Consider the following 21585-nt stretch of genomic DNA (forward strand, 5'->3'; position numbering starts at 1 on the left):
TTGATATGAAGAAAACTTTATTTGACAAAATATGGGATTCCCATGTTGTGGAAAGCATTCCTAACGGGCCGGACATTTTATATATCGATAAACATTTGATACATGAAGTGACCAGCCCACAGGCTTTTAATGAACTGAAGGAAAGAAATATTCCCGTGTTTCGACCAGAGCAGATTGTTGCCACGGCAGATCATAATACGCCGACTAAAGATCAACACCTTCCGGTTAAGGACTTATTGTCCAGAAAACAACTGAAGGAATTAAGTCAGAATTGCGAAGAGAATAATATTACGCTTTATGGTTTAGGTCATCCTTATAATGGCATCGTACACGTCATGGCTCCGGAACTTGGTATTACTCAACCAGGAATGACCATAGTTTGTGGAGATAGTCACACTTCTACTCATGGTGCCTTCGGAACCATTGCTTTCGGAATTGGCACCAGCCAGGTCACTCAGGTTTTTGCCAGCCAGTGTTTGCTGGTGGAAAAACCGAAAAGACTTCGGGTAAATGTGAATGGAAAACTGAAGAATGGAGTACTGCCAAAAGATGTGATCCTATATATTATTAGCAAACTGGGAACAAATTCCGGAACCGGATATTTTTGCGAATACGCCGGAAATGTTTTTGAAGACATGTCTATGGAAGGCCGAATGACGGTTTGTAATATGAGTATCGAAATGGGTGCCCGCGGCGGATTGATCGCTCCCGACCAGACTACCATAGATTATGTGGAAAGCAGAGAATTCGCTCCAAAAGATGCGGAATTTGAAAAAATGAAAGCGCACTGGAAAACATTGAAATCTGATGAAGGCGCTGAATTCGACCAGGAATATTCTTTTGAAGCTGAAGATATAGAACCTATGATCACCTACGGAACCAATCCGGGGATGGGTATCAAGCTTACCGGTTCTATCCCTGTTGAAGGGAATAAAAGTGATGCCAAGGCACTGGCTTATATGAACTTTAAAGCTGGTGAGACCTTACTGGAAAAGCCCATCAATTATATTTTTATAGGTAGCTGCACAAATTCCAGGATTGAAGATTTCAGGGTTGCCGCGTCTTTTATTAAAGGAAAAAAGAAAGCTAAAAATGTAAATGCGCTTATCGTTCCGGGAAGCCGACAGGTTTCAGAACAGATCAAATTAGAAGGTTTGGACAAGGTATTCGAGGAAGCAGGATTTACACTGAGACAGCCGGGTTGCTCTGCATGCCTGGCCATGAACGATGATAAGATTCCTGAAGGAGAATATTGTGTCTCTACCAGTAACCGGAATTTTGAAGGAAGACAGGGACCCGGTTCCAGGACGATTCTGGCCAGTCCCCTTACAGCTGCCGCAACAGCGATTTCAGGAAAAATTTCAAATTACACCCAAACACTGAATTGATGGAAAAGTTTATAAAACTAACAGATACGGCAGTGCCTTTAGATGCTGAAAATGTGGATACAGACCAGATCATCCCGGCCCGTTTTTTAAAAGCCACAGATAAAGAAGGATTTGGAGATAATCTTTTCCGTGACTGGCGCTTTGATAAAAATGGAGAACCCAATAAAGATTTTGTTTTAAATCAGGATAAATATTCAGGGTCCATATTGGTGGCCGGCAATAATTTTGGCTGTGGTTCCAGCCGTGAACATGCGGCATGGGCAATCAAATCTTATGGATTCAAGGCGGTGGTGTCCAGTTATTTTGCAGATATCTTTAAAGGAAATGCCTTAAATAATGGTTTATTACCAGTACAGGTGAGTCCCGATTTTCTGCATAAATTATTCGCTGCAGTAGAAAAAGATGCGCAGGAAAAGATCATAATCGATCTCGAAGAACAAAAAATAGGTATCCAATCTTCTGGCGAATCAGAAAATTTCGATATAGATCCCTATAAAAAAACCTGCCTTATCAATGGCTATGACGATATAGATTTTTTAACCAGCAAACTGGAAGCCATTAAAAAATTTGAACAAATAAGAAACGGAAACCAGGCAGTTCCGCAAGAAACCCTACAAACTTAAAACATATGAAATTTAATATAGCTGTACTTCCCGGAGACGGGATTGGTCCTGAAATAACGCAGCAGTCAGTGAAAGTGCTGAGAGCTGTTGCCGATAGATTTGATCATGAGTTCAATTTTGAAGAAGCTGTCGTGGGTGCAGCTGCAATAGATTTATTGGGGGATCCATTGCCTGAAACCACGCTCGAACTATGTAAAAAATCTGACGCTGTGCTATTCGGGGCAATTGGTGATCCAAAATATGATAATGATCCTTCGGCTAAAGTAAGACCGGAACAGGGACTTCTAAAACTTAGAAAAGAGCTCGGACTTTTCGCCAATATCAGGCCTGTTAGGGCTTACGAAAGTTTACTTCATAAATCTCCCCTGAAACCTGAAAATATTGAAGGTGCAGATATGGTGATCTACCGGGAATTGACCGGCGGAATATATTTTGGAGAAAAGAGTACTGCAGAAGATGGAAAAAGCGCTTCAGATCTTTGTACCTATTCCGTAGAAGAAATTGAACGTATTGCCCACCTGGCTTTTAAAGCTGCACAAGAAAGAAGAAAAAAATTAACCCTGATCGATAAAGCAAATGTTCTGGAAACCTCCCGTTTATGGAGAAAAACGGTTGCAGAAATTTCAAAAGAATATCCCGGGGTAAAGGTCGAATATTTATTCGTGGATAATGCTGCCATGCAAATGATCTTAGACCCAAAACAGTTTGACGTGATCCTAACCGAAAATATGTTTGGAGATATCATTTCTGATGAAGCCAGCGTAATTGGTGGAAGTATCGGACTCCTAGAGTCGGCCTCGGTAGGAACTAAAAATGCGCTTTTTGAACCTATACATGGTTCCTATCCCCAGGCAACAGGTCAGGGAATTGCCAATCCTATAGCTTCAGTACTTTCCGCAGCTATGATGTTGAATCATCTTGGTCTTAAGGAAGAAGCGGAAACGGTGAGACTGGCAGTAGATCTGAGTATAAAACTGAACGTTTGCACCATAGATATTAATAAAGATAATCATTACTCTACCGAAAGAGTTGGAGATTTCCTTGAAAGTGTGATCAGCGATACCGAGGGTCATATTGTAAACAATGAAAACCTCAACCTGGGGCAGATGACCATAATATAAAGATTAGTTCATGCTTGTTTAGACAGCTGCCTCCTGCAAGATTGATCTTCAGGAGGCATGTCTTTTTAAAGCTGTTGAAGTTTATTCTTTATCATATTCAGCGAAAGATTGTCTTTACTTCCAGAATGTGAATGTTGCATTCCTTCGGTAGCTTCATATTTGCCATTTTGAATCTGCTCCCCTATTATTTTATAGGCATCCCTGAATGACTTCCCCTGTAATACCAACTCATTAATACTATCTACGGTAAACAAGTATTTATATTTTTCATCCTTTAGGTCTACTTCCTTCACTTTTATCTGGGCGATGGAATGGGTAAAAACATCCAGTATCTCCTTTATATTCTCTACCGCGTAAATACTATTCTCTTTTATAAGCTGAAAATCCCTATGGTAACCACTAGGAAGATTATTAGTGATCAAAATCATTTCATTCGCGATCGCCTGAAGCTTATTACATTTCCCTCTGATCAGTTCAAAAACGTCAGGATTCTTTTTATGCGGCATAATGCTGGAACCGGTGGTTAACTCATCGGGGAAGGTAATAAAATCAAAATTCTGACTCATATACAGGCAGATATCCATAGCAAATCTTGAAAGAGTATTGGCTAAAGAAGCGATATTTGAAGTTACCGTCCGTTCACATTTCCCCCTGCTCATTTGCGCAGCCACCACATTAAATTTCTGAGTTGAAAAGCCCAGTTCCTGAGTAGTAAACTCTCTATCTATTGGAAAAGATGAACCATATCCCGCTGCCGACCCTAAAGGATTCTGGTCAACGATCTTTAAGCCTGCATCAAGTAAGTATAGGTCATCGATTAGCAATTCGGCATAAGCTGAAAACCATAGTCCGAAAGAGGATGGCATGGCTACCTGCAGATGAGTATAGCCCGGAAGTAACTTTTCTTTATGCTCATCAGCCAGACCTAAAAGCACATCGATAAGTGCCTTTGTTTTTCCGGAGATCTGCTGGAGGTTATTCTTGAAATACAATTGCTGGGCCACTAAAACCTGGTCGTTTCTTGAGCGGGCCGTATGTATCTTCTTTCCAGTATCGCCAAGTTTTTTAGTGAGTTCAAATTCTATTTTAGAATGAACATCTTCAAAATCTTCCTCAATATGAAATTCTCCTTTTTCAAGCTGACCTTTCAATTTATCCAATTCAGAAAGTAAAGCTTCCACTTCCGCATTATTCAATATTCCGATTTTCCCGAGCATTTTTGCATGCGCTTTGGAAGCCTGAATATCATATTCGGCCAGGTGCATATCCAGTTCGCGGTCATTGCCTACAGTGAACTTTTCTATCTGTTTATCTATTGAAATACCTTTATCCCAGAGTTTCATATTTTCTTGTTTTTGTTGGTGTCATTCCGAAAGAGTTTACGACTGAGGAATCTTAGATTTCTCACTTCGCTGTGCTACGTTTCGAAATGACATTTTTCATACTTTTCTGTCGCACTTCGACAGGCTCAGTGCGGCATCCTTAGTTTGCTATTTCTTAAGCGCTTTCTCCAGCAGTTTTATATATTTTTCTATTCCTTCCTCGATCTCATTTATATAAATAAATTCATCTGCCGAATGCGACCTGGTAGAATCACCTGGGCCTAATTTCAAGGACGGACAACTTAACATCGCCTGATCTGAAAGTGTTGGTGAACCATACGTTTTCATACCAATATCAATTCCCGCTTTCACCAGTTCGTGATCGATTGGAATTGAAGATGAATTCAATCGTAAACTCCTGGCAGTGATCTCATCAACCGGAGCTTTTTCATTTAGAATTTTCTCAATTTCCGCGTTAGTATATTTATCATTCACCCGAACATCGATCACCAGGTGCGTTTTTGCCGGTACTACATTATGCTGACTGCCCGCATTAATCTGGGTCACGGTTACTTTTACCTCTCCCAGATTTTCTGAAACCTTTTCCAATTTAAAATTTTCGAACCATTCCAGAACTTTAGCAGTTTTATAGATCGAATTATCAGTATTCGGATGGGCGGCATGCGAAGGAGTTCCTTTTACAACGGCATCGAAGACAATCAGGCCCTTTTCAGCAATTGCAAGATTCATCAACGTGGGTTCTCCTATGATAGCCACATCTATTTTGGGAATTTCCGGTAGTAAGGCGGCAATGCCATTTTTTCCATTAATCTCCTCTTCCGCAGTTCCCGAAAAGAGAATATTATGAGTTAAATTTTCTTCTGAATATAAATAAGTGAATACAGCCAAAAGGGAAATAAGACATCCGCCGGCATCGTTACTACCTAAGCCGTATAATTTACCAGTTTCGATCTCTGCCTTAAATGGATCCCTGGTATAGGCTGAATTTGGTTTAACGGTATCGTGATGCGAATTCAACAAAAGCGTAGGCTTAGATTCATCAAAATTCTTATTGACCGCCCAAACGTTATTTAAAAACCTCTTATGCGGAATTTTATGTTCCCTGAACCATTTTTCCAGAAGGTCGGCAGTTTTATTCTCTTCACCGGAAAATGACTGAGTCTGGATCAGGTTTTTCAGTAATTCAATGGCTTGTTGCTGAAGTTCTTTTAACCGCATTACTTTAAAATTTTAGTATGTATTGAATCTTCTTTCAACAAAGAAGCATCTCCCAGAATCACCTTAGAAACTCCACGCTTGATGGCTTCAAAACAATTATGAAGTTTCGGAAGCATTCCATCGGTGATCACTTTTGAAGCTACCAGATTATTATAATTTTCAGAATTCAATTCAGAAATCAACGAGGTTTCATCTGAGATATCGGTTAAAACTCCTTTCTTTTCTAAACAGAAATAGAGCTGAGTTTCATAAAACTTGCTCATAGCAATCGCGATCTCTGAAGCTACAGAATCTCCATTGGTATTCAGCAAAATCCCATCTTCAGTACATGATATTGCCGAAAATACCGGAACAATTTGCTGCATCAGAAGTGAATCTATAAATTCTGTATTTACATGATCTATATCGCCAACAAATCCGTAATCTATATCTTTAACTTCTCTGAGTTTTGAGATCAGGACGTTTCCATCTGCTCCGCAAAGTCCAATGGCATTTTGCTTTTTCGATTGAAGCTTTGCCACGATACTTTTGTTTAAAAGTCCACCATAAACCATCGTGATCACTTCCATAGAATTCTTATCTGTGATTCTTCTTCCATCGATCATTTTGGTTTCAAAACCGAGTTTCCCGGCTACCTCGGTAGCTTTATTACCTCCACCATGCACGAGGATCTTCGGACCTTTCATTTGAACGAAATCTTCCAGAAAGGAATTCAGGAAAGCTTCATTTTCGATAAGCTTACCTCCTATTTTTATTATTTTCAGGGTTTGTTTCATTTTCAACTTTTCATTCCAGATGTGATTCCGAAGGAGTTCACGACTGAGGAATCTCAGATTTCTCACTGCGTTCGAAATGACATTCAATTATTCCTTTCTACACTCCAGTATTCTCTTCAAAACCGCCTGTGCAGCATAGGTCCTGTTATTCGCCTGCTGAATCACAATTGAATTTTCGCTATCCAGGACATTATCTGCAATTACCACATTTCGTCTTACCGGAAGGCAATGCATCACTTTCGCATTATTGGTATTTTTCAATTTAGCCTGGTTAACGGTCCAGTTTTCTTTAATATCCAGAATCTGACCGTAATTCTCATAACTACTCCAGTTCTTAACATACACGAAATCTGCATCTTTAAATGCTTTTTCCTGGTCATGTTCCACCTTTACATCCTTCCTGATATCAGGATCCAGATCATATCCTTCAGGATTGGTGATCACAAAATCAACATCCAGGCGCTGCATCATTTCTGTAAAAGAATTCGCAACAGATTGTGGTAAAGCTTTTGGATGCGGCGCCCAGCTCAAAACAACTTTAGCCTTTTCAGCTTTATTGAATTCCTGAATTGTCATAGCATCGGTTAAAGCCTGCAACGGATGACCGGTTGCACTTTCCAGATTTACCACCGGAACTGAAGCATATTTTTTAAAACTATTAAGTACATATTCAGATTCGTCCTTTTCTTTATCCTTTAAACCCGGAAACGCCCTAACCGCAATGATATCGCAATACTGAGAAAGCACTGCCGCCGCTTCTTTTATATGTTCGGCTTTATCAGAATTCATTATTGCCCCATCCTCAAATTCCAAAGCCCAGCCATCTTTATCGGCATTCATCACCATCACCTCCATACCCAATAACTTCGCAGCTTTTTCAGTGCTTAACCTGGTGCGTAAACTGGGATTAAAAAAGAGCATCCCCAAGGTTTTTCCTTTTCCCGTATTGGATGCGGTGTTTTTAGATTTTAAACTTCTGGCTTCTCCAATCAGACCATCGAGATCATGGATGTCTGCTAATGTGGTATAATTTTTCATTTATTTCCTTTTTTGTCATTCCGAAGAAGTTTGCGACTGAGGAATCTTAGATTTCTCACTTCGTTCGAAATGACATTCCCTTTCTTTTATTTTTCGTCAAGCTGAACTCGTTTCAGCTTCTCTAGAGATCCTGAAACAAGTTCAGGATGACCTCGTAACTTGATTTTTTAATACTTTTTTCAACGTCTCAAAGAAAATTTCAAAATGTTCCTTTTTAATATTCAATGGTGGCAGAATTCTAAGCAGTTTCTTATTTGAGGATGCTCCGGTAAAGATTTGGTGTTCAAATAGCAATTCCTTTCTTAGGGCAGCGATTTCAAAATCGAATTCCAAACCAATCATCAAGCCTCTTCCTTTGATCTTTTTAATTTCTGAAATTTTCGAAGCTTCTGCCATTACAAATTCTGAAACAATCGCGGCATTTTCCATCAAATTCTCCTCCTTAATAATATTTAGGACAGAAATTCCCGCAGCACAGGCAAGGTGATTTCCACCGAAAGTAGTACCCAGCATGCCATATTTCGGCGGAATATGGTTATCGATCAGAATTCCTCCAGTAGGGAATCCGTTACCCATTCCTTTGGCCATGGTTATAATATCCGGACGAATTCCATGTTTCTGAAAGGCAAAGAAATCACCGGTTCTTCCGTAACCCGACTGTACCTCATCAGTGATTAACATCACTTTATTTTCTTTACATAATTCGGCTGCCCGCTTATAAAAATCAGCTTCAGCTTCATCCAGTCCACCAACGCCCTGTATCACTTCAAAAATAACCGCGGCTACATTCCCTTTTTCGATCTCCATTTTCAAAGATTCAGTATCATTAAAAGCTAATTTCGTTACTTTATGAAAATTATTAAAAGGAGCTTTTATAGACTCATTATCGGTGATCGCCACTACGCCGGAAGTTCTTCCGTGGAAAGCATTCTCAAAATAAATGACCCTGTCCTTTCCGGTTTGAAAAGAGGCCACTTTTAAGGCATTTTCATTCGCTTCAGCCCCCGAACTGCATAAAAACAGGCTGTAATCTTTGATACCTGAGATTTTCTCCAGTTTATCGGCCAGTTCCTGCTGTAAAGGATTTTTTATAGAATTTGAATAAAAACCAAGTTTCGCCACCTGATCCTGAATCGCTTTCACATATTCCGGATGCGCATGACCAACAGAAATCACCGCATGACCCCCATAGAGATCCAGGTATTTTTTTCCGTTTTCATCAAAAACATAGCAACCATCTCCTTTCACCGGAGTAATATCATAAAGCGGATAAACGTCGAATAACTCCATAATTACTGTTCTGAAATGTTATTGATTTTTTTGAAGGATGCCTGAATCCCTTTAATAAGTGAAGAACTGAGTCCATTATGTTCCATTTCGTTAAGTCCTTCGATAGTGCAACCACGTGGCGTAGTTACCTTGTCGATCTCTTCTTCGGGATGTTTGCCCGACTCAATTAATAAACTCGCGGCACCCAGGCAGGTTTGCATAGAGAGTTCCTGAGCGTCTTTCGCGTCAAAACCGAGTTGTACCGCCCCCTGGGTGGTTGCTCGTATCAAACGCATCCAGAAAGCCACTCCACTGGCGCAGATCACGGTAGCCGCCTGCATCTTATTTTCAGGAATGATGATACTGGTGCCTAATCGGTTGAAAATAGCTTCTGCGATAGCGATCCTTTTTTTTCCTATTTCATTATTGCAAAGACAGGTCATAGATTTACCCACGGCGATCGCAGTATTCGGCATAGATCTGATGATGAAATGATGCTCACCTACGATACTTTCCATTCGTGGGATTTTGAATCCGGTGACCGTAGAGATCAACACATGCTTATCGGTGAGTTCATTTTTGATCTCCTCCAGGATCCGTTCAAATTGTGTGGGTTGCACTGCGAAGATTAGAATATCAGAATTTTTTACCGCATCCGGGTTATTGGAAGTGATCGTCACTTTATTATATTCCGAAAACTCCTGAATGTCTTCGGTTTTCCTTTTGGTAAGATACAACGTGGTAAAAGCATTGCTAAAGATCAATCCCTTCGCAATGGAAACTCCCAGATTTCCCGCGCCGATAATTGCTATTTTCATTTTCCTATAATTTTATTTAATCCGTCAAGCTAAATTTATTTCAGCTTCTCTGAGATCCTGAAATTCGTGTAGTTTCAAATAAGACCTCACAGGTTTTGAAATCCTGTAAGGTTTCCTTAAAAATAACTGGCTTTTAAATTCAGTCCCATTTTTTCTTCCAGGCCAAACATTAAATTCATATTCTGAACTGCCTGTCCCGAAGCTCCTTTTAATAAATTATCCATCACACTGGTGATTAATAAGTTATCCCCAAATTTTTGTAATCTCATCAAACATTTGTTTGTATTCACCACCTGCTTTAAATGCAATTCTTCCTCAGTTACAAACGTGAAAGCCGCGTCATTATAAAATTCCTGGTAGAGCTTTCTCGCTTCTCCTAGGTCTGCGGAAAACTTAGTATAAGCAGTCGCATGTATTCCTCTGGAAAAGTTCCCGCGATTCGGAATAAAATTGATAGCCGCTTCATGATCTGCCTGCAACTGTTTTAAACTCTGGCCAATTTCGTGCAGGTGCTGATGTTCAAATGATTTATAGGCTGAAAAATTATTATCTCTCCAGGAAAAATGTGTGGTTTCAGATAGCGAAGTTCCAGCCCCTGTTGCTCCTGTTACAGCATTTACATGAACTTCGTCTTTCAAAATGCTATTTTTGGCCAACGGGAGAATTGCCAGAGTGATCGCCGTGGCAAAACAACCCGGGTTTCCGATGAAATTAGCCTTTTTGATGTGATCTTTATTTAGTTCAGGCAAACCATACACGAAATCATGATCTTCAGATTTTTGTCTGAAATCGGTGCTTAGATCTACAATTTTCGTCTTTTCTGAAAATTGATTTTCTGCGAGGAACTTTTTAGAGTTTCCGTGGCCGAGACAAAGGAAGATAACATCAGCTTCGCTATTAATCTTATCGGTAAACTTAATCTCAGTTTCTCCAATCAAATCCTGATGAATACTACTTAATGGTTTTCCAGGTTGTGAAGTGCTGAAAACGAAATTCAGATGCACTTCCGGATGATTTAGTAAAATTCTGATCAATTCCCCGGCAGTATAACCTGCTCCGCCAATGATTCCTGCTTCGATCATGATTCCTGATTTACATGTTGATAGATCTTTCCAGAATTTGAAAGGATCTTAATAAATCCTTTAACCTCATCTGCCGTCCAGGCTTTATTTTCCTCACCGTAATTTCCGAAACTACTATTCATAAGATCATTTGGAGATTTGATTCCGTCTAAAGTAAATCTGTATGGATGCAGCGTAACAAAAACATCGCCAGTAACCTTGTTCTGGGAACTTTGGAGTTGCGCTTCGAAATCCCGCATCACCGGATCCAGATACAAACCTTCATGCAGGTGCATACCATACCAATTTGATGTATAATCTTTATGCTGAAGCTGCCATTTGCTAAGCGTATGCTTTTCAAGTAAATGGTGCGCTTTTATGGTTATTAGCGCCGCTGCAGCTTCAAAACCAACCCGTCCTTTAATCCCGATAATGGTATCTCCCACGTGAATATCCCGGCCAATGGCGTATTTTGAGGCTATTCTTTCCAAAATTTCGATATTTTTCTCAGGTGAATTCTGCTCATCATCGATAGCCGTAAATTCTCCTTTGGTAAAACCCAATTTAACCTGTTTTGACTCGATTTCATTTAACTGTGAAGGATATGCAGATTCTGGTAAAGGTTTATCTGAAGTCAGCGTTTCTGCTCCTCCCACACTGGTTCCCCAAAGTCCTTTATTTATTGAATATTTGGCTTTTTCCCAGTTCATTTCGACACCTTTACTTGTGAGGTATTCGATCTCTTCCTGCCTGCTTAATTGCTTATCTCTAATTGGGGTGATGATCTTAATTTCAGGAGCAATTATCTGGAAGATCATATCGAATCTTACCTGGTCGTTTCCTGCACCGGTACTGCCGTGAGCGATATATCCAGCGCCAACCTTTTTAGCATAATTTACAATTTCAATGGCCTGAATGATCCTTTCGGCACTAACGGATAAAGGGTAGGTATCGTTCTTCAAAACATTTCCGAAGATGAGATATTTCACCACCTTTTGATAAAAGGAAGAAATGGCATCGATATTATTATAACTGCTTGCTCCTATCTTTTTGGCATTATCGCCAATCTTCTGAATCTCGTCCTTTGAAAATCCACCGGTATTTACACTCACGGCATGAACTTCAAAACCTTCTTCTTCCGATAAATATTTCGCGCAGTAAGAGGTGTCCAGACCTCCGCTATATGCTATAACTACTTTTTTCATTTGTATATTCTATTCATTTCGTCAAGCTGAACTTGTTTCAGCTTCTCAAGAGATCCTGAATCGAGTTCAGAATGACGCTCTATTTATATTTCTTTTTTGCCACGAATGCACTAATTTTTATGCTCCCATCCTTCAAAAAGGAGGGGTGTCCGGTACTGTCGGGCGGGGTGCTCAGTTTTATTTTTCAGCCTTTTCCTTTTTATAAAAAAGCGTTTGTTTAATATGTTTTAATCTCTGGAATGCCTTTTCGTTGAATTTACTTTTAGGCTTTTCAACTTTTTTGGTTTCTCTCTTTTTCGCAGGATCATATAACATCCCTGTACACAAACACATTTTGTGATCTGTCCTGGTAAGCACATCGTAATTCTTACAGGTCTGGCAGCCTTTCCAGAAAGATTCATCATCGGTAAGTTCAGAGAAAGTGACCGGTTGATATCCAAGATCATAATTGATCTTCATCACCGCCAAACCGGTAGTGATCCCAAAGATCTTTGCCTCGGGATATTTAGTTCTGGAATGCTCAAAAATGACATTTTTGATCTCCTTGGCCAGTCCCTGATTTCTGAAATCGGGATGCACGATGAGCCCGGAATTAGCCACATACTTATCATGGCTCCAGGTTTCTATGTAACAGAAACCGGCAAATTTTTCACCATCCAGAGCGATCACGGCATTTCCCTTCTCCATCTTATTGATAATATATTCAGGAGTTCTGCGCGCGATCCCAGTACCACGGACCTTTGCCGACTCTTCTATAGTATTACAAATGATCTCAGCGCAAGAAGCATGAGATTTATTAGCAATGAGAATTTTCATCTGCTAAAAAATTTATGTTGAAAAATATGTTTTGATTTGGGTTTTCGAGGGCGGAACCGGACTCACCTAAGTTCCATAGATATATTGACGCACTTACGTGCGACGGGGGAAACTGCGGCGCATAGGAGAAATATCAGAAAATGTCCTGATATTAAGTTTGTATTCTATGCTGTTTAAGTAATTCAAAGTGGAAAAAAATCAAATAATATTAATAGAAAATCGTTTCAGGGCCAACCGACTAGAAGCGGCGGGGCCTAAAATTGAAACGGGGTAATATTATTTGTCTGATAGAAATCATGTTACAAATGTATACAAATTTTTAATTCACAGGTATTTACTAGATCAAAAATTGAAATAAATTTGGATTATTGTTTAAATATTCCCCGTAGAAATTTCTCTTTTTCATCCTGTCTACCAATGGTTCGAAGTCATTGGGATCTTTTAATTCGATACCCACAACCGCAGGACCGTTAGACCTGTTGTGCTTTTTAGAGTATTCGAAATGGGTAATATCATCATTAGGCCCAAGAACTTTTGCTACAAATTCCTTTAAGGCACCTGCTCTCTGCGGAAAAACCACCACGAAATAATGCTTCAAACCTGAATAAAGCAAAGCTCTCTCCTTGATCTCTGCCATTCTGATTATGTCATTATTGCTGCCACTAACAATGCAAACCACATTCTTCCCTTTTATCTTTTCAGCATAAAAATCTAAAGCAGAAATCGCCATAGCTCCTGCGGGCTCTACGACCATAGCATCCTGATTATAAAGATCCAGAATGGTCTGGCAGATCTTACCTTCAGGAACCGTGATCATTTCGTCAAGATTCTCTTTACAAATGGAAAAATTTCTTGTTCCTACCTTCTGCACCGAAGCACCGTCAACAAACCTTTCGATATTATCCAGCTCTACCACTCTACCCTCTTTTAAGGAAGTTTTCATGGAAGGTGCACCCTGAGGTTCTATACCTATAATTTTCGTGTTCGGCGACAACTCCTTAAACATAGAAGAAATACCTGCCAAAAGTCCACCACCGCCCAGGGGAGCGAAAATATAATCTATAGGCTCATCTGCCTGCTCCAGGATCTCCAAGGCAATAGTCGCCTGGCCCTCGATCACTTTTTCATCATCGAAGGGATGAATAAAAACAAGACCCTGTTCATGCATGCGTTTCATGGCACTTTTAAAGGAATCATCATAGGTGTCACCCTTTAAAACCACTTCAACCCATTCCCCGCCAAACATTTGAGTTTGCTCTACTTTTTGCTGCGGTGTTGTACCAGGCATATAAATCACTCCTTTCACCCTCAGTTTATTACAGGCGAAAGCCACGCCCTGTGCATGATTCCCGGCACTGGCGCAAATAACTCCTTTTTCAAGCTGTTCCTTCGGAAGGCTGGAAATCTTATTATACGCCCCCCGAATTTTGTACGATCTCACCTGTTGCAGATCTTCCCGCTTCAGCATGACATTGGCCTCAAAGCGTTTGCTATAAGTGAAAGATTCGGCTAAAGGAGTTCTTAAAACTACTTTAGAAATTCGTTCTGAAGCCTGTTTAACGGCTTCGAGACTCGGTTTGTATATTTTTTCTTTTTCCAGCAAAGTATCCATTAGGCGTATATTTTCTTCATTGCGGTCATGGCAGATCTCAATTTCGCTCCGACCTTTTCAACAGGATGATTTCTTACTTCAGCATTTACTTTCTCCAGTTTCTGATTCTCTGGTTCTTTTCCTTCGAATGTTTTTCCTGCAACCTCTGGCTCAAGGGAATTCACATAATCCTTGATCAAAGGTTTGGCAGCATGATCGAACAGGTAACAACCATATTCAGCTGTATCTGAAATGACTCGATTCATCTCATACAATTTCTTCCTAGCGATGGTATTAGCGATCAGCGGAGTTTCATGTAGCGACTCATAATAAGCCGATTCTTCGATGATCCCGGCATCAACCATAGTTTCAAAGGCCAGCTCAACTCCCGACTTTACAAAGGCGACCAGCAAAACTCCCTTATCAAAATATTCCTGTTCAGAGATATTTTCAGAAGTTGCTTCGGTTTTTTCAAAAGCAGTATTCTCGGTTTCGGCTCGCCAGGTATGCAACTCGGTATCATCATTAACCCAGTCTTTCATCATTCGACTACTGAACTCACCTGAAATAATATCATCCATATGCTTTTGAAAAAGCGGACGCATCGTTTTCTTAAGGTCTTCAGATATTTCATAGGCTCTTAATTTGGCCGGATCTGAAAGCCTGTTCATCATCTGGGTAATTCCACCATGTTTTAAAGCTTCAGTAATTGTTTCCCAACCACACTGAATAAGTTTTGCAGCGTAATTCTTATCTACACCTTCAGCAACCATCTTATCGAAAGTGAGGATCGAACCGGTTTGCAGCACCCCGCAAAGAATGGTCTGCTCTCCCATAAGATCTGATTTCACTTCAGCTACAAAAGAAGATTCAAGCACTCCGGCTCTATGACCACCTGTAGCATAGGCATATGCTTTTGCCCATTCCAGACCAATTCCTTTCGGATCGTTTTCAGGATGCACGGCAATTAGGGTTGGTACACCAAATCCACGTTTGTATTCTTCGCGAACTTCAGATCCCGGGCATTTTGGTGCTACCATGATCACGGTGATATCTTCACGGATCTTCATACCTTCTTCCACGATATTAAAACCATGGGAATAGGAAAGAACTGCCCCTTTTTTAAGGTGTGGCTGAATGGCTTTAATGACGGAAGTATGTTGCTTATCTGGCGTAAGATTGATCACCAGATCTGCTTTCGGAATTAACTCATCGTAGGTGCCTACTCTAAAATCATTTTCCGTGGCATTTTTCCAGGATTGTCTTTTCTCCCTGATTGCTCCTTCTCTTAAAGCATATGAAATATCGAGACCGCTGTCACGCATATTAAGGCCCTGATTAAGACCCTGAGCACCGCAGCCTACAATGACTATTTTTTTATCTTTCAATGCATCTGCTTCGTTACTGAATTCATCCAGCTCCATAAATCTGCAGGTACCTAATTGATTAAGTTTTTCCGCTGTAGAAAGGCTGTTAAAATAATTGGTCATGATAATGAGTTTGTGGTATTAAATTTTTCTAGTATTCCTGATATGGGCATTTCGTTCTTGGTAACCGCAATGGTTCCCGATCTTACAAATTGCATCAATCCGTAAGGTTTTAATTTTTCGTAAAGAGCATCCACCTCGCTGCGTTTCCCTGTTTTTTCTATCACAAAGAATTTTTTGGTAACGGTAACAATGCGGGCATTGGTCTCTTTTATAAAATCCTGGATATTATGATCATCCAGGAATTCTTCAGATTTTATCTTGTACAAGGCTGTTTCCTGATAGATTGTCTCATCATCGGTATGATAAAAAGCCTTGATCACCTCGATCTGTTTTTCTATCTGGCCCACGATCTTTTTGATCTGTTCTTCGGTAACACTTACAATAATGATGAAACGCATTACTTCGTTCACTTCACTTGGCGAAGCGGTGATACTTTCAATATTGATATGTCTTTTCAAAAATATAGCGGCAATCCTGGATAAGAGACCAAGATTATTTTCGGTATAAATTGAAACGGTATAATTTTTCTTTTCCATTACTCTAATAATATATCTGAAACTGCCGCTCCCGTCGGGATCATCGGGAACACATTTTCTTCCTGTTCAACTTTCACTTCAAGGAAATAAGCATCCTCGCTTTCCATCATTTCCTTCACGGCCTCTTTTAACTGACTTCTTTCGGTAACCTGTTTTGCCTCAATATGATATCCTTTAGCGATGGTAATAAAATCCGGATTTATCATTGTGGTAGAGGCATAGCGCCTATCAAAAAACATTTGCTGCCATTGTCTTACCATCCCCAGGAATCCGTTATTTAAAAGCACAATTTTCACCGGAACCTTTGTTTGAAAAATGGTACCAAGTTCCTGGATAGTCATCTGGTATCCACCGTCTCCAATAATTGCCACTACATCTCTATCTGGTTTTGCCATTTTAGCTCCGATAGCTGCGGGAAGGGCAAAGCCCATGGTTCCCAATCCTCCGGATGTGACATTACTTCTTGTTCCGTTGAATTTAGCATAACGGCAGGCCGCCATCTGGTGCTGACCAACATCTGAAACGATGATCGCATCTCCCTTAGATTGTGTATTGATCTGCTGAATAACCTCTGCCATCCCCAGATCTTTTTTATTAATATCAAGATTTCCTTTGATGACCTTTTCGTATTCAGTTTTGTACATATCTTTGAACTTCTGATGCCATTCCTTATGGGAATTAGGCTCTAAAAGTTCCAGCAGGGCTTTCAGGCTTTCCTTTACATCGCCCAGAACTGGATAATCTGCTTTTACATTCTTATTTATTTCGGCAGGATCTATTTCAAAATGGATCACTTTTGCCTGTTTCGCATATTTTTCAAGATTTCCGGTCACCCGGTCATCAAAGCGCATCCCGATGGCGATCAAAACATCACATTCGTTGGTAAGCATATTCGGCGCGTAATTTCCATGCATGCCTACCATGCCAACATTCAGTGGGTGATCTGTAGCAAGTGCGGAAAGGCCTAATATGGTCCAGGCAGCCGGGATTCCTGATTTTTCAACTACTTTTTTGAAAAGTTCTTCCGCCCCGCCAAGAATCACTCCCTGGCCCCAGACGATCATTGGTTTTTTAGCATTATTAATCACATCAGCGGCACGTTCAACTTCCAAAAGATTTAATTCCGGATAGGGCTTGTAACTTCTAATGCCGGAACATTTTTTATAACTGAATTCCAATGAAGCGAATTGAGCATCTTTAGTGATATCAATAAGTACAGGTCCCGGTCTTCCAGATTTAGCAATATAGAAAGCTTTGGCAATCACTTCCGGAATCTCTTCTGCTTTCGTAATCTGGTAATTCCATTTAGTGATAGGCGTTGAAATACCTACAATATCGGTTTCCTGAAATGCATCACTACCCAGCAAATGAGAACCCACCTGCCCGGTGATACAAACCAGGGGCGTAGAATCTATCTGGGCATCAGCAATTCCTGTGACCAGATTGGTAGCTCCCGGACCGGAAGTTGCTACGGCAACCCCTACTTTTCCTGAAACCCTGGCGTAACCCTGAGCGGCGTGCGTGGCACCCTGTTCATGCCTGGTGAGGACATGGTGAATTTCCTTTTGATATTTGTACAACTCATCATAGACGGGCATGATCGCCCCTCCAGGATAACCGTAAATAGTTTCCACACCTTCTTCTAGCAAACATTTAATCACCGCTTCAGCTCCTGAAACGGTCAAAGTGTTCTTAGTGTTTACCTTTTCGAAACTTGCTGTCTTTACCTGCATAATTCACCATATTAAAATTCATCTGTAACACAGCCTTCTGAAGCTGATGCTACCATTTTTGCATATTTATAGAGTACTCCTCCCTTTACCTTAAAAGCCGGTGCTTTCCAGGCTTTTCTTCTCTTTTCGATTTCCTCATCACTAAGATGGGCTTCAATTCTGTTAGTTTCAGCATTGATACTTATCTCGTCCCCATCTTTCAGGAGTCCGATTAAACCACCTTCCTGGGCTTCCGGAGTGATATGTCCCACTACGAAACCGTGAGTTCCTCCTGAAAATCTTCCGTCGGTGATAAGGGCCACGCTTTTACCAAGTCCTGCTCCCATGATGGCGGAAGTTGGTTTCAGCATTTCCGGCATTCCTGGTCCGCCTTTGGGGCCCTCATAGCGAATGACGACGACATCTCCTTTTTGAACCTTTCCGGAGGAAATCCCTTCATTAGCTTCAAATTCACCGTTAAAAACTCTTGCCTTCCCTTTAAATTCCAAACCTTCCTTTCCCGTAATTTTCGCTACGGAACCTTCCGAAGCCAGATTTCCGTATAAAATTCTGATATGTCCGGTGGCTTTGATAGGTTTTTCCACAGGGTGAATTACATCCTGATCGAATGGTAAAGGCTCAACATCTTCGAGATTTTCGGCGATAGTTTTTCCGGTAACGGTCATACATTCGCCATGAAGTAATCCTTTTTCCAACATATATTTCATCACCGCCGGGATTCCCCCGATTCTGTGAATATCTTCCATCAAATATTTTCCGCTTGGCTTAAGATCTGCCAGGAAAGGAGTTTCCTCGCAAATCCTTTCAAAATCCTTTAAGCCGAAACTTATCTCTGCAGCCTTGGCGATCGCTAAAAAGTGAAGCACGGCATTGGTTGAGCCACCCAGAACTGTTAGCAACCTGATCGCATTTTCCAGTGATTTGGCGGTGACGATATCTTTTGGTTTAAGATCCTTTTCCAGTAAATAGTGCATTGCCTCTCCAGCTTTTACACTTTCCTGAACTTTTTCAGGACCGGTTGCGGGATTTGAACTATTAAAGGGCAGGCTCATTCCTAAAGCTTCGATTGCTGAAGCCATGGTATTGGCGGTGTACATCCCCCCGCAAGCGCCTGCGCCGGGACAGGCTTTTTCTATCACCTGCTGATATTCTTCTTCCTGCATTTCACCGGAGACTTTCGAACCCCAGGCTTCAAATGCGGAAACCACATCCAGTTTTTTACCATTATGACAACCTGAAGCGATCGTTCCGCCATACACTAAAACAGAAGGTCTGTTCAGTCTTAACATGGCCATTAGTGCGCCGGGCATATTTTTATCACAACCAACCACAGTAACCAACCCGTCATAAGACATACCTCCAACTACGGTTTCCATGGAATCTGCAATAAGATCACGAGAAGGCAGCGAGTAACGCATCCCGGGAGTACCCATAGAGATACCATCACTTACGCCGATGGTATTAAAAATGAGTCCGTTAATTCCCGTCTTTTGAGTTCCTTTTTTTACCTCTTTAGCAAGATCATTTAGATGCATATTACAGGGATTACCTTCATAACCGGTACTTCCTATTCCTACAAAAGGTTTTTTAAGATCTTCCTTACTTAATCCTATGGCGTGAAGCATCGCCTGCGAGGCAGGTTGAGAATCACTTTGGGTTATAGTGCTGCTATATTTGGTATTCATTTAATTCGTTTCGGTTTCAATAAGATTTAAAAATACTTGGTTAACTATAGTGTTTGGGGAAGTTTATAATTGCTGAATTAATCCCAAACTGAATTTGTAAATCATAAACACTTGTTTTTCAATACTTTAAATCATTTTGTTTTACGATAGCTAATAAATCCTAATTGGTCAAAATTAAGTTCAGGGTATAAAAAAAAAGCCATCAGAAAAGATGGCTTTGATTTATAATAATTAGATCCCGCAGTGAGGAATCTCATTTTAAAAGAGATTTCTTCTTTCAGTCGAAATGACAATCTTATTTATTACTTCTTCTTTTTAAGTGAGTAAAGATCTTTTCTTCTATCCTTCATATTACGAACACTTCCAAAGTTATGCAGCTCCTTTAAAAGATCAAGGTCCACATCTACCAGCAAGGTACTTTCAGTATTTGGCGTAGCTTCGGCTTTTATCCCGTTCACCGGGAAGGCAAAGTCTGATGGTGTTAAGACCGCGCTTTGAGAATACTGGATATCCATATTATCAACCTTTGGTAGGTTTCCTACAGATCCCGCCATGGCCACGTAGCATTCATTCTCTACTGCCCTGGCCTGCGCACAGATCTTAACCCGGGAATATCCGTTCTGGGTATCGGTCATAAACGGCACAAATAGTATATTCATACCTTCTTCTGCCAGTAATCTTGAAACTTCAGGGAATTCAATATCGTAACAAATAAGCACTCCTATTTTCCCACAATCGGTATCAAAGGTTTCCAGTTTGTTGCCGCCTTTCATTCCCCAGGCCGTTTCTTCAGCCGGGGTGATATGCAGCTTTTCATATCGCTCGTAGCTACCATCTCTTCGGCATAGATAACCTACGTTATACATATGTTCTCCTTCCGGTAGAGGCATACTTCCGGTAATAATATTTATATTATAGTTGATCGCGAATTCTCTGAAAGTCTCCAGCAATCTTTCCGTATAATCTGAAAGTCCGCGAATCGCTTCGGGTTCAGACAGATGATTGAATTGTGCCATCAAAGGAGCATTGAAAAGTTCGGGAAAAAGGATAAAATCACTCTGATAATTACTTACCGCATCCACAAAAAATTCGATCTGAGAAACCAGCGCATCATAATCTTTGAAAAGACGCATCTGCCATTGCACCAATCCGAGTCTTACCACTGTTTTGGTGGTATTCACCAGTTTCTGAGGTTTGGTGTAATAAATATTATTCCACTCCATTAAGGTGGCGAACTCCTTGCTCTCATGATCTCCCGGCAGGTATCCCTTGATCACTTTCTTTACGTGAAAATCATTTTTCAGCTGAAAGGATAATACGGGATCATGAATCTCCTGAAGTTTTACCTTGTCTATATATTTTTTCGGAGTCAGTTCATCGGCATATTTGGAATAATTGGGGATACGCCCGCCAAAAATGATCGCCTTTAGATTTAAATGCTCACAAAGTTCTTTCCTGGCTTCATATAGCCTACGACCCAAGCGCATTCCACGGAATTCTGGATGGATAAAAACATCTATTCCGTAAAGTACATTTCCATTTTTGGTATGCGTGGAGAAATTTTCACCGCCAATGATCTCTTCATAATTATGAGTATCATCAAATTTATCATAATCTACGATGATCGATAAGGCACAACCGGCGATACGATTGTCGATAACAATACAAAGCTGACCTTCAGGGAACTTATTTACCAGGGTCTTGATCTCTCCCTTGCTCCAATATTCATCGGGCATCGCCTGGTAACTTTTTACCATGGAGATCTTTAGTTCCTCATAGTCTTTAACCTTTAAATTTCTAAGTTCAATTTTTGCTGAATCTATCACGGCAATCTAATTTTTTAATAAACGAAGATACTGCAGAAATAGCAGTTT

18 protein-coding genes are annotated in these 21585 nt (G+C 40.5%); 3 read left to right on the forward strand and 15 right to left on the reverse strand.

From position 1 onward, the window contains the following. The first annotated feature begins 5 nt into the window (after positions 1–5). From leuC to leuB, 3 genes are read left to right on the forward strand one after another with little or no spacing between them, the layout of a single operon-like run. Positions 6–1388 (forward strand): 3-isopropylmalate dehydratase large subunit, encoded by a 1383-nt coding sequence (leuC, locus tag LGQ90_RS05350; RefSeq protein ID WP_229338934.1) that lies wholly within the window; start codon positions 6–8, stop codon positions 1386–1388. After that, positions 1388–2011: a 3-isopropylmalate dehydratase small subunit gene (gene leuD, locus LGQ90_RS05355; RefSeq protein WP_229338936.1), complete on the forward strand. Its 624-nt coding sequence runs from the start codon at positions 1388–1390 to the stop codon at positions 2009–2011. The genes leuC and leuD overlap by 1 nt, the downstream gene beginning before the upstream one ends. Positions 2012–2016: 5 nt before the next feature. Then, positions 2017–3132: a 3-isopropylmalate dehydrogenase gene (leuB, locus tag LGQ90_RS05360; protein WP_229338938.1), complete on the forward strand. Its 1116-nt coding sequence runs from the start codon at positions 2017–2019 to the stop codon at positions 3130–3132. Positions 3133–3197: 65 nt separating this feature from the next. Here leuB and argH read toward each other — a convergent pair whose 3' ends face one another. The 15 genes from argH to LGQ90_RS05435 all read right to left on the reverse strand — a co-directional run bounded on the left by argH (position 3198) and on the right by LGQ90_RS05435 (position 21537). Beyond that, positions 3198–4475 (reverse strand): argininosuccinate lyase, encoded by a 1278-nt coding sequence (gene argH / locus LGQ90_RS05365; RefSeq protein WP_229338940.1) that lies wholly within the window; start codon positions 4473–4475, stop codon positions 3198–3200. 147 nt (positions 4476–4622) lie between these two features. Next, entirely contained in the window at positions 4623–5693 is a 1071-nt protein-coding gene (locus LGQ90_RS05370) for a M20 family metallo-hydrolase (protein WP_229338942.1), read from the reverse strand. Next, positions 5693–6469, reverse strand: a complete 777-nt coding sequence (gene argB, locus LGQ90_RS05375; RefSeq protein ID WP_229338944.1) for an acetylglutamate kinase — start codon at positions 6467–6469, stop codon at positions 5693–5695. The genes LGQ90_RS05370 and argB overlap by 1 nt, the downstream gene beginning before the upstream one ends. 87 nt (positions 6470–6556) lie before the next feature. Beyond that, positions 6557–7507, reverse strand: coding sequence for an N-acetylornithine carbamoyltransferase (locus LGQ90_RS05380; protein ID WP_229338947.1), 951 nt, complete (start codon positions 7505–7507; stop codon positions 6557–6559). Positions 7508–7648: 141 nt separating this feature from the next. Then, the gene (locus LGQ90_RS05385; RefSeq protein WP_229338949.1) at positions 7649–8797 is read right to left on the reverse strand and encodes an aspartate aminotransferase family protein; all 1149 of its coding nucleotides are present in this window, start codon (positions 8795–8797) and stop codon (positions 7649–7651) included. A gap of 2 nt (positions 8798–8799) precedes the next feature. Beyond that, on the reverse strand, positions 8800–9594 hold the full coding sequence (gene proC, locus LGQ90_RS05390) for a pyrroline-5-carboxylate reductase (RefSeq protein ID WP_229338951.1): 795 nt from the start codon (positions 9592–9594) through the stop codon (positions 8800–8802). A 116-nt stretch (positions 9595–9710) separates the two neighbouring features. After that, entirely contained in the window at positions 9711–10676 is a 966-nt protein-coding gene (gene argC / locus LGQ90_RS05395; RefSeq protein WP_229338953.1) for an N-acetyl-gamma-glutamyl-phosphate reductase, read from the reverse strand. Then, complete coding sequence (locus LGQ90_RS05400; RefSeq protein WP_229338955.1) at positions 10673–11860, reverse strand: argininosuccinate synthase; 1188 nt, start codon at positions 11858–11860, stop codon at positions 10673–10675. The genes argC and LGQ90_RS05400 overlap by 4 nt, the downstream gene beginning before the upstream one ends. A gap of 177 nt (positions 11861–12037) precedes the next feature. Next, positions 12038–12676: a GNAT family N-acetyltransferase gene (locus LGQ90_RS05405; RefSeq protein ID WP_229338957.1), complete on the reverse strand. Its 639-nt coding sequence runs from the start codon at positions 12674–12676 to the stop codon at positions 12038–12040. Between the two features lie 337 nt (positions 12677–13013). Then, positions 13014–14288 (reverse strand): threonine ammonia-lyase IlvA, encoded by a 1275-nt coding sequence (gene ilvA, locus LGQ90_RS05410; RefSeq protein ID WP_229338959.1) that lies wholly within the window; start codon positions 14286–14288, stop codon positions 13014–13016. Then, positions 14288–15757 carry a ketol-acid reductoisomerase gene (gene ilvC, locus LGQ90_RS05415; RefSeq protein ID WP_229338961.1) on the reverse strand — a complete coding sequence of 490 codons (1470 nt, stop codon included), beginning with the start codon at positions 15755–15757 and terminating at the stop codon, positions 14288–14290. Before ilvC ends, ilvA begins: the two co-directional genes overlap by 1 nt. Next, the gene (ilvN, locus tag LGQ90_RS05420) at positions 15754–16293 is read right to left on the reverse strand and encodes an acetolactate synthase small subunit (RefSeq protein WP_229338963.1); all 540 of its coding nucleotides are present in this window, start codon (positions 16291–16293) and stop codon (positions 15754–15756) included. The genes ilvC and ilvN overlap by 4 nt, the downstream gene beginning before the upstream one ends. Further along, positions 16293–18026, reverse strand: a complete 1734-nt coding sequence (gene ilvB / locus LGQ90_RS05425) for a biosynthetic-type acetolactate synthase large subunit (protein ID WP_229338965.1) — start codon at positions 18024–18026, stop codon at positions 16293–16295. Before ilvB ends, ilvN begins: the two co-directional genes overlap by 1 nt. Positions 18027–18037: 11 nt before the next feature. Continuing rightward, positions 18038–19711, reverse strand: a complete 1674-nt coding sequence (gene ilvD, locus LGQ90_RS05430) for a dihydroxy-acid dehydratase (protein WP_229338968.1) — start codon at positions 19709–19711, stop codon at positions 18038–18040. A gap of 302 nt (positions 19712–20013) precedes the next feature. After that, complete coding sequence (locus LGQ90_RS05435) at positions 20014–21537, reverse strand: carbon-nitrogen hydrolase family protein (protein ID WP_229338970.1); 1524 nt, start codon at positions 21535–21537, stop codon at positions 20014–20016. Positions 21538–21585 lie beyond the last annotated feature (48 nt).

It is taken from the genome of Christiangramia sediminis (assembly GCF_020552705.1).
Taxonomy (GTDB): Bacteria; Bacteroidota; Bacteroidia; order Flavobacteriales; family Flavobacteriaceae; genus Christiangramia; species Christiangramia sediminis.

Excerpts from the sequence above, each read along its gene's own strand:
- leuC (WP_229338934.1), top strand. The coding sequence starts at position 6 with ATGAAGAAAACTTTATTTGACAAAATATGGGATTCCCATGTTGTGGAA.
- leuD (WP_229338936.1), top strand. The coding sequence starts at position 1,388 with ATGGAAAAGTTTATAAAACTAACAGATACGGCAGTGCCTTTAGATGCT.
- leuB (WP_229338938.1), top strand. The coding sequence starts at position 2,017 with ATGAAATTTAATATAGCTGTACTTCCCGGAGACGGGATTGGTCCTGAA.
- argH (WP_229338940.1), bottom strand. The coding sequence starts at position 4,475 with ATGAAACTCTGGGATAAAGGTATTTCAATAGATAAACAGATAGAAAAG.
- LGQ90_RS05370 (WP_229338942.1), bottom strand. The coding sequence starts at position 5,693 with ATGCGGTTAAAAGAACTTCAGCAACAAGCCATTGAATTACTGAAAAAC.
- argB (WP_229338944.1), bottom strand. The coding sequence starts at position 6,469 with ATGAAACAAACCCTGAAAATAATAAAAATAGGAGGTAAGCTTATCGAA.
- LGQ90_RS05380 (WP_229338947.1), bottom strand. The coding sequence starts at position 7,507 with ATGAAAAATTATACCACATTAGCAGACATCCATGATCTCGATGGTCTG.
- LGQ90_RS05385 (WP_229338949.1), bottom strand. The coding sequence starts at position 8,797 with ATGGAGTTATTCGACGTTTATCCGCTTTATGATATTACTCCGGTGAAA.
- proC (WP_229338951.1), bottom strand. The coding sequence starts at position 9,594 with ATGAAAATAGCAATTATCGGCGCGGGAAATCTGGGAGTTTCCATTGCG.
- argC (WP_229338953.1), bottom strand. The coding sequence starts at position 10,676 with ATGATCGAAGCAGGAATCATTGGCGGAGCAGGTTATACTGCCGGGGAA.
- LGQ90_RS05400 (WP_229338955.1), bottom strand. The coding sequence starts at position 11,860 with ATGAAAAAAGTAGTTATAGCATATAGCGGAGGTCTGGACACCTCTTAC.
- LGQ90_RS05405 (WP_229338957.1), bottom strand. The coding sequence starts at position 12,676 with ATGAAAATTCTCATTGCTAATAAATCTCATGCTTCTTGCGCTGAGATC.
- ilvA (WP_229338959.1), bottom strand. The coding sequence starts at position 14,288 with ATGGATACTTTGCTGGAAAAAGAAAAAATATACAAACCGAGTCTCGAA.
- ilvC (WP_229338961.1), bottom strand. The coding sequence starts at position 15,757 with ATGACCAATTATTTTAACAGCCTTTCTACAGCGGAAAAACTTAATCAA.
- ilvN (WP_229338963.1), bottom strand. The coding sequence starts at position 16,293 with ATGGAAAAGAAAAATTATACCGTTTCAATTTATACCGAAAATAATCTT.
- ilvB (WP_229338965.1), bottom strand. The coding sequence starts at position 18,026 with ATGCAGGTAAAGACAGCAAGTTTCGAAAAGGTAAACACTAAGAACACT.
- ilvD (WP_229338968.1), bottom strand. The coding sequence starts at position 19,711 with ATGAATACCAAATATAGCAGCACTATAACCCAAAGTGATTCTCAACCT.